The following is an 8,726-nucleotide window of genomic DNA, read 5'->3' on the forward strand; positions in this document are numbered from 1 at the left end:
CGCTCACCCGTTGGACTGGCTCGGGTGCGGATTGGGTGCGTGGTTGGCGATCCAGTCCCGCAGGTCATCCGGCGGCAACGGCGGGGTGTGCACGAAGCCCTGGGTGATGGTGCAGCCATACCGGCGCAGGGCGTTCAGGGTGGCCTCGTTCTCGACCCCCTCGGCCACCAGGTCGGCGCCCAGATTGGACGCCAGCGCCACCGTCGAGCGCACGATGGCCACCGACCGCGCGTCGTGGGCCAAGCGCGCCACGAAAATCCGGTCGAGCTTCAGCTCGTCGACCGAAACCTCTTGCAGCCGAGCCAGAGACGACCAGCCGGTGCCGTAATCGTCGAGCGAGATCCGGATTCCCAGGCTCTGCAGCGCGGCGACGGTGTTGCGCGAACGCACCGAGTCCACCAGCGCGCTCTCGGTGATCTCGAGGATCAACGCCTCGGCGGGCAGGTCGTAATTGGCGAGCAGCCGCTCGACGGTGCCGACGAGTTCGATGTCCAGCAGGTTGGTCGTCGACAGGTTCACCGCGACGGTGAGCGGCATGCCCTGCTCGCGCCAGGAGCGGACCTGCGCGAGAGCCATGCTCAGCGTGCGGTTGGAGATCTTGCGCATCAGCCCGGCGCGTTCGGCGACGGACAGAAACTCCTCCGGCAGCAGTGTCCCGCGGGTGGGGTGCTGCCAACGCAGCACCGCCTCGACGCTGTGGACGCTGCCGTCGCGGCCGTCGATCTTGGGTTGGTAATGCAATTGCAGCTCGTCGGTATCGAACAACGCCGTGCGTAATTCCTCGATCAGGCTGGGGTCGTTGTCGCGATACGCCTCGAACGAGGAGTCGTAGACCGCGATCTTGCTGCGGGCGGATTTGGCGTGCGCCATGGTGATTTCGGCGCGGCTGAGCAGCTCCTCGGGGGAGTCGCAGTGGTCCGGGCACAGCGCGATGGCGATGCGGGCGTCCACCTGCACGGTGATCGGGTCCAAAGCGATTGGCTCGCTGAGGGCTTCGAGCAGGCGACCCGCCGACGCGCTGGCGGCGGTGAGGTTGGCCCCATCCGACAGCAGCACGGCGAACTGGTCTTCCCCCACCCGCGCGAGCAGATCGTCACGACGGACGCAGCCGGCCAACCGGTTTGCGATGTGGCACAGCAGCTCGTCGCCGAACTGTCTACCGATGGAGTCGGTGATCTCGTGGAAATCGCTCAGGCTCAACAACAACAGCGCCCGGCGCGCGTGCGCCCGGGTCGGCATCGACGGGCTGTCCGGTGGCGGCGAAGCGGGCAACCCGGTCAGGGCCGTCGCCAGTGAGCGCCGGTTGGGCAGCGCCGTCAACTCGTCGGTCATGGCGAGTTTGTCGTTGGTCTCCAGCAGGCTGGCGTCCCGGAAGGTCAGCGCGAACCGCCCGGCCGCCACGACCAGGCTCAGCGCCGCCAGCGTCGCCGCGAGCCGCGAATGGTGGGCCAGGACGATCACGGCCAACGCGACCACGGCCGATGCCACCGGAGTGGCGTAGGGCGCGATGCGGCCTCGCGATGGCGGCGTGATCGACGACGATCTGGCCCAGCTCGCCATGGCGATCAGTAATGACGACGCGGCCCAGCAGGCATCCAGCAGGGATCCGCTCCGATACAAGCCGGCCGACGTCTCGAACAGATACGCCGCGTCCGCGAACGCAAACAGGACCAATCCGGCCACCAGCAGCGCCCAGCGAATCTCGTTGCGCCAGCCCAGGATCGGCAACATGCCGGCGGCCAGCGCGAGCAGCACCATATCGCTCCACGGATAGGCGATGCCCACCCACACCGTCGCCGGTGCGCGCACCGCGGCCGCCCCGATCGGACCCGCGGTCAGCGCCGCGGCCACCGCCGCCAACGTCAGGGCGCAGATGAGCGAGTCGAGCTGAACCGGGATCGGCAGCCGCTTGAGCCGTGCCCGCATGAGCAACAGCAGCCCGGCGTAGACGAAGGGGTAGTACGCGAGATACTCCGGATCGGCCACCGACGGGGATCGGCCGCTGGGCACCCACAGGGCATAGACGACGTCGCCCACGGCCGAGCACGCCATACCGGCGGCGATCAGCGCCCAGGCCAACCGGTCGGCCGGAACCCGGTACGCGCGTAGGGCGATCAGTCCGGCCGCCACCACGGTCAGCGCCGTGTACAGGGCGGCGGCGGAGAGGATGCCGTGCCCGGCATTGGGGCGGACAACGCTGGACACGGCGAAGGCGACCACCCCGATCGCCAGCAGCACCAGGGCGGTCCGGACGTCTCGTGGGGGCCAGCGGACGGCGTCGGGCGCATCCTCGGGCTGGGCCGCTGTGGCGTTCGCGACCTCGGAGGTGGTTCGGGACTCCGGCGGTGCCTGGCCGTCACCGCCAAGAGCGCGGGCCGCCACCGAGGGTCTGGTCGAACCCGGCGCCGGCGGAAACGCATACGGCAGCGGCAGGTCGGGCATGAAGCTGCGAATGCATTGTCCCCCTTCGCGTTTGGCGGCGTACATGGCCAAGTCCGCGTGGCGCAGCAGCTGATCGACCGTGCAGTTCGTCGCGCCGGTGGCCACCGTGAATCCGATGCTCGGCCGCACCGTGATCGGAATGCCCTCGATCAGGATGGCGCCGGTGAAGGCGTCGAGAATCCGATGCGCGGCCGCCTGCGATTCCTCGACGGAGGCTTCGATGACCGCCGCGAATTCGTCGCCGCCGAGCCGGGCGATGGTGCCCTGTTCCCCCAGCGCCGCGGTGAGCCGGCCGGCGACCCGGACCAGGAGTTCGTCCCCGGCCGGATGGCCCAGGGCGTCATTGACCGCCTTGAAGTTGTCGAGGTCCAGACACAACACCGCGATCGGGGTGCCGTCAGGGCGTCGCCGCGCGACGGCCTGGTCCAGTCGGTGCAGGAAAAGCGCCCGGTTGGCCAGGCCGGTCAGGTTGTCGCGGAAGGCCTCCCGCGCGACCTCCGACAGCAGATTCTGGTTCTCGACGAGGACGACGAACTGCCGCGCCAAGACGGCGGCCACCAGGATGCCGAGCGCGGCCAGCATCGGTTCGTGCATCGCGTTGCCCGCCGCATGTCCCCAGCCCACGGTTGCCGCCAGGATCAGCGGCAGGTAGGGCAGCCACAGGCGGGTGCGGAACTCGATCTCGTCCGGCGATGCCGGCGTGGGGTGCTCGTGCACGACGGCCGTTGCGCCCAGCGCCAGCATCGCCAGGCCGGCCACTCGTATCACGTCACCGACATCGCCGGTGTGATAGCTGCCGATGCCGGTGTAGAAGACCAGCATCATGTCGGCGACGCTGATCGTCGCGACGCCGGCGGCGACCAGGCTCCGGCTGGGCCGGTCGCCGGGGCGCGCCCGGGACAGCATCAGGATCGCCGTCGTCAGCAAGACGATGTCGTTGAAGATCTCCGCGAATGTCGCCAGCCGGGTGCCCGTCCGCTCCTGCAGCTGCGCTTCGACCACGAACACCCAGGAGATGACGAACAGCGAGGTCGCCACGATAAGACCGTCGAGCAGCAGCCGCCGGGGGCTGTTGCGGGACAGCTGGGACAGCAGCATCAGCGACACCATGGCGCCGACCGGCCATAGCAGCAGCACGATCTCGGAGGCCGCCGGGTGGGCGGCGTGTTCGACCTCCGGTCGCACGTCGTAGACCGCCCAGATGGTCTCGCCCACCGCCCAGCCGAGCAGGGCCGTTACCAGCGCCAGCCAGCCGTAACGCTGCCGTCCGGACGTGCGGCGGGCCGCGCGACCGGCCAATGCCGCGGCGACAACCAGACACACCGCGATGACGAACTCGTTGACCGGCCGAGTCCCGTAGGGGCCGTGCCAGCCCCGCACCGACGACAGCAACAGCAGCAATTCGGCGACGCCGTATGCGGCGGCGAGCATCCAGCCGGCGCGCGGGGGCACCCCCGACCGCCGCCACGGACTTACCGCCCAGCGTTGCATCACCGCTCCAGCCGATCCCCTGCTGTGTGGCGAAGAATGAACAACTTCACCACGCGTTACTGGGCATTAAACCGCTGCTGATGTTCGCCAAGTGCGGCTTTTGCCAGGTTGGGGCGGGGTGCGGCCGTCGCCGTTGGGCTCAATCGGCCTGACTTGCATCGATACGGGCCAGCGCGTTGCGCAGAATCTGGCCGGTGGCGTCCCGGTCGGGGTCGCGGCGCAGCAGCATTCCCTTGGCCACCGACAGCTTGTCGCCGTTGCGGCGGGGCAGAACGTGCAGGTGGATGTGGAACACGGTCTGGAAAGCGGCGCGGCCGTCGTTGACAGCGATGTTGGTGGCGTCGGCCAGTTCGGTGGTCCGCGCGGCCCGGGCGATGCGTTGGCCCAGGGTGACCATCCCGGCCAGGGTCTCCGGCGCGGTGTCGGTGAGATCGACGCTGTGCCGTTTGGGCAGCACCAGCGTGTGGCCGCGGGTGAACGGGCGGATGTCGAGGATGGCCAGGTAGTCGTCGTCTTCGTAGATCCGGATGGCCGGGGCTTCGCCGGCGACGATCGCACAGAACACGCAGGACATGTCGCCCACGGTACTGGCTGCTTCGCCATGGCCACGCCGAGACCATCCGGGGCCTGCCTCGAATCGCGGGATACGCTGCCGCGGTGAACGATCTCGCGTTCGCCGGCGCGGCGGCACAAGCGCGCATGCTGGCCGACGGTGAACTGACCGCGCCGGAGTTGCTCGAGGTCTACCTGGAGCGGATAGCGCGGCTGGACAGCCAGCTGCGGTGCTACCGCGTGGTGCTCGCCGATCAAGCTCGTTACGAGGCCGCCGCGGCGCAGGAGCGGCTGGACGCGGGCGAGCGGCTGCCGTTGCTCGGCGTGCCGGTGGCGATCAAAGACGACGTCGACGTCGCCGGGCAGGTGACGACGTTCGGCAGCGGCGGACACCGGCCCGCCGTCACCTCCGATGCCGAGGTGGTGCGCCGGTTGCGCGCCGCGGGTGCGGTGATCATCGGCAAGACCAATGTGCCCGAGCTGATGATGCTGCCCTACACCGAGTCGATGACCTTCGGCGCCACCCGCAACCCGTGGAACCCCACCCGCACCCCCGGTGGCAGCAGCGGGGGAAGCGCCGCCGCGGTCGCCGCCGGGTTGGCGTCGCTGGCTTTGGGATCCGACGGGGGCGGCTCGATCCGCATCCCGGCGACGTGGTGCGGGCTGTTCGGCTTGAAGCCGCAGCGCGACCGGGTGTCGTTGGAACCGCACGACGATGCCTGGTACGGGCTGAGCGCCAACGGCCCGATCGCGCGCACGGTACTGGACGCGGCGGTGTTCCTGGATGCGACGTCGACGGTGCCCGGTCCCGAAGGGGAGTTCGTGACGGCGGCGGGCCGCAGCCCCGGCCGGTTGCGAATTGCGTTGAGCACCAAGGTGCCAACCCCGTTGCCGGTCCGGGTGGGCAAGGCGGAGCTGACGGCGGTCGAGCAGGCCGGTGCGCTGCTGCGCGACCTGGGCCATGACGTCATCAGGGCCGATCCCGAGTATCCGGCCTCGGCGATGTTCGCCAACTATCTGCCCCGATATCTGCGCGGTATCTGCGACGACGCGGACGCGCTGGCCCATCCGGAACGCCTGGAGGCGCGCACCCGCAACATCGCCCGTCTGGGTTCGTTCTTTTCGGACCGGCGGATGGAGGCGATCCGGGCCAACGAGGATGGGGTGGTCTCGCGGATCCAGGCGATCTTCGACGACGTCGACGTCGTCGTCACGCCCGGCACGGCGACGGGCCCGTCGCGCATCGGCGCCTATCAACGCCGCGGCGCGGTGTCGACGCTGCTGAGGGTCGGTCGATACGTTCCCTACCAACAGGTTTGGAACCTGACCGGGCAGCCCGCAGCGGTGGTGCCGTGGGACCTCGATGGCGACCGCCTGCCGTTGTCGGTCCAACTCGTCGGCAGGCCATACGACGAGGCGACGCTGCTGTCGCTGTCGGCGCAGATCGAAGCCGCCCGACCGTGGGCCCTGCGGCGACCGCCGGTGTCATAGCCGCCGCGCCGATTGGCCTAGTACCCTGCCGGCCACCAACGATTGCGAGCCCAGGATCAGTGTCCGGGCTCGCTCATCGACGACCGGCGGGAATCCCCGCAGCGGCGGTGCGTTCATCACCCCACATCCTGGCTGGCCCGCGTTGTAGGTTGACGAACGTGCAGGACGGGGCCGACCAGAACATCGACGATTTGCTCGAGGGTCTCGAGGGAACCGCGCGCATCGAGCGCGCCGAATTGGTGCGGTGGCTGCTCGAGCAGGGCATCACCACCGAGGAGATCCGCACCACCAATCCGCCCCTGCTGCTGGCCACCCGCCATCTGATCGGCGATGACGGCACCTACGTGTCCACCCGGGAGATCAGCGAGACCCACGGCATCGACCTGGGGCTGTTGCAGCGCGTGCAGCGCGCGATCGGCCTGGTTCGCGTGGACGACCCCGACGCGGTCGTTCACATGCGCGCCGACGGCGAAGCCGCCGCCTTCGCCCAGCGATTCGTCGAGCTGGGGCTGGATCCCGAGCAGGTGGTTCTCGTGGTTCGGGTGCTGGCCGAAGGTCTGTCGCGGGCCGCCGAAGTCATGCGCTACACGGCGCTCTCGGCGATCATGCGGCCGGGTAACAGCGAGCTCGAAATCGCCAAGGCGTCAAAGGCTTTGGTGGGACAGATCGCGCCCATGCTCGGCCCGATGATCGAGCACATGTTGTTCATGCAGCTGCGCCACATGATGGAAACCGAGGCGATCAACGCCGCGGAGCGGGCCGCCGGCGAGCCGCTGCCCGGGGCGCGCCAGATCACCGTTGCCTTCGCGGATCTGGTCGGCTTCACCCGGATCGGTGAGGCGGTGTCGCCCGAGGAACTGGGACATCTGGCCAACCGGCTGGCCATCCTCGCCCGGGACATGACGGTGCCGCCGGTGCGGTTCATCAAGACCATCGGTGACGCGGTCATGTTCGTCTGCCCTGATCCGCTGCCGCTGCTCGACGTCATCGTCAAGCTCGTCGAGGCCGTCGACACCGACAACGACTTCCCCCGGCTGCGGGCCGGGGTGGCCTCCGGCATGGCGGTCAGCCGGGCCGGCGACTGGTTCGGCAGCCCGGTCAACGTGGCGAGCCGCGTCACCAACGTGGCGCGCCCAGGCACGGTCCTGGTCGCGGATTCGGTCTGGGACGTCATCGGCGACAGCGGTGAGTTCTCCGGTTCATTCGCCGGCGCCCGGCGCCTCAAGGGCATCAAGAACGAGGTGAAGCTCTTCCGCGTGCGGCGCGGCGACGGCGACTGACGGGCCCGCGCTGCCCGGGCGAGAAAGGTGCCCGACGCATGGGCAGGCCCGGTGCGACTCTAGGGGGCGTTTGACGACGTCTTATGCGTGTCCTACGCGGCCGGATTCCTACCCCGTGTTCCAGCGCTTCGAATTGGTCGCTTCCCGGGCCTGCTTCGCTAACCAAAATACGCCGACCAACAGCGCGGATCAACGGTTTTCCGGGGCGGTCCGCGTCGTGGAGAACCGCTTGCGACGGCGTGGCGACACCCGCCCACACGTCCGCGCCGGTGGGTCGTTTCGCTGCCGGTGAAAGGCGGTTCCCTAACAGGTGTAACGGTGTAATTATGTAATCATGAAAGCCCATCACACACAAAGGCGGTACGGCCGCCCCGGCGGCTGGCAGCAAGCCCAGCAACCCGACGCCAGCGACGCCGCGGAGTGGTTCGCCGGACGTCTCCCGGAAAGCTGGTTCGACGGCGACCCCACGGTGGTCGTCGACCGCGAAGAGATCACCGTCATCGGCAAGCTCCCGGACCCGGACAGCGCGGAAGGCGAAGCGAGCGAGGCTCGCGCGGCCGGACGGGCGTCGCGGTTCCGCGAGGACACCCGCTCGGAGCGCATGCGCATCGCCGACGAAGCGCAGGATCGCTACGGCCGCAAGGTCTCCTGGGGTGTCGAGGTCGCTTCCACGGCCGGCGCCGAGCGAATCCTGTTCACCCACATCGCCGTACCGGTCATGACGCGGCTGAAGCAACCCGAACGCCAGGTGCTCGACACGCTGGTGGACGCCGGCGTCGCCCGGTCCCGCGCCGACGCTCTGGCCTGGTCGGTCAAGCTGGTCGGCGAGCACGCCGAAGAGTGGCTGGCCAAACTGCGCGGCGCCATGTCGGCCGTCGACGACCTACGCGCGCAGGGCCCCGATCTGCAGTCCTGACAAGGCCGTAGCGCCTCAGCCCTCGGGCTTCTCGCTGTCGATCTTGGCGACGATCTTGTCGGCGATCTGGGCGCCCTGATCGCTGATGTGGTACCCGCAGGCGTTGATGTCGACGACCACGTTGTTGGCCACGCTGAGCGCTCGCTGGCACTCCCAGCCGTCGGCGCCCTCCTGGGTGTCCATCAGCGTGATCTTCGGTGGACTGCCCTGAAGTTGGGCGAACGTCCACCGATAGGTCTTGCTCTTGTTGGTGACGGTCACCGTCTTGCCGGCGCAGCCTTTCCACTTGTCCGCGGAGGTCTGCACGAAACTCTTGGCCTTGTCGGCGGAGGGAAACAGCACCACGGCCTGGTTGACCCAGTGGTCGTAGTTGTCGCCCGCCTCTGAGGACACCAGGCCGCTGACCGCCGAGTAGCCGGTGCCCGCATAGACCGGGTCCTGCGTGGTGTACAGCGCCCCCTGGCAATCGGGCGCGGAGACCGTCACCGAGGAGCTGTCCGTCGAGGTGATGGGTTTGCCCGGCTGCATCGACGACGAGCCCATCACACCGTTGA

The 8,726-nt window shown here is 69.0% G+C and carries 6 protein-coding genes and 1 pseudogene; 3 read left to right on the forward strand and 4 right to left on the reverse strand.

Features of this window, described 5'->3' with window-relative positions; translation table 11 throughout:
* Positions 1–3: 3 nt before the first annotated feature.
* The gene (locus A5659_RS02430) at positions 4–3,873 is read right to left on the reverse strand and encodes a bifunctional diguanylate cyclase/phosphodiesterase (protein ID WP_067179132.1); all 3,870 of its coding nucleotides are present in this window, start codon (positions 3,871–3,873) and stop codon (positions 4–6) included.
* A gap of 199 nt (positions 3,874–4,072) precedes the next feature.
* Positions 4,073–4,507 (reverse strand): HIT family protein, encoded by a 435-nt coding sequence (locus A5659_RS02435; protein ID WP_066863937.1) that lies wholly within the window; start codon positions 4,505–4,507, stop codon positions 4,073–4,075.
* An 83-nt stretch (positions 4,508–4,590) separates the two neighbouring features.
* On the opposite strand from A5659_RS02435, the gene A5659_RS02440 reads away from it, so the two are divergent.
* Entirely contained in the window at positions 4,591–5,976 is a 1,386-nt protein-coding gene (locus tag A5659_RS02440) for an amidase (protein WP_082975876.1), read from the forward strand.
* 24 nt (positions 5,977–6,000) lie between these two features.
* Here A5659_RS02440 and A5659_RS27565 read toward each other — a convergent pair.
* Positions 6,001–6,093: pseudogene (locus A5659_RS27565) on the reverse strand (DNA-deoxyinosine glycosylase); the annotation flags it as partial.
* A gap of 32 nt (positions 6,094–6,125) precedes the next feature.
* Between A5659_RS27565 and A5659_RS02445 the strand changes: the two are divergent.
* Both A5659_RS02445 and A5659_RS02450 read left to right on the forward strand, forming a co-directional pair.
* Complete coding sequence (locus tag A5659_RS02445; RefSeq protein WP_156748768.1) at positions 6,126–7,256, forward strand: adenylate/guanylate cyclase domain-containing protein; 1,131 nt, start codon at positions 6,126–6,128, stop codon at positions 7,254–7,256.
* A gap of 334 nt (positions 7,257–7,590) precedes the next feature.
* Positions 7,591–8,172 (forward strand): hypothetical protein, encoded by a 582-nt coding sequence (locus tag A5659_RS02450; protein ID WP_066863931.1) that lies wholly within the window; start codon positions 7,591–7,593, stop codon positions 8,170–8,172.
* A 15-nt stretch (positions 8,173–8,187) separates the two neighbouring features.
* Here A5659_RS02450 and A5659_RS02455 read toward each other — a convergent pair.
* Positions 8,188–8,726: sensor domain-containing protein (locus A5659_RS02455; RefSeq protein ID WP_197497888.1), on the reverse strand; the 539-nt coding region annotated here is incomplete at its 5' end.

It is taken from the genome of Mycobacterium sp. 1165196.3, assembly GCF_001673415.1.
GTDB classification, from domain to species: domain Bacteria; phylum Actinomycetota; class Actinomycetes; order Mycobacteriales; family Mycobacteriaceae; genus Mycobacterium; species Mycobacterium europaeum_A.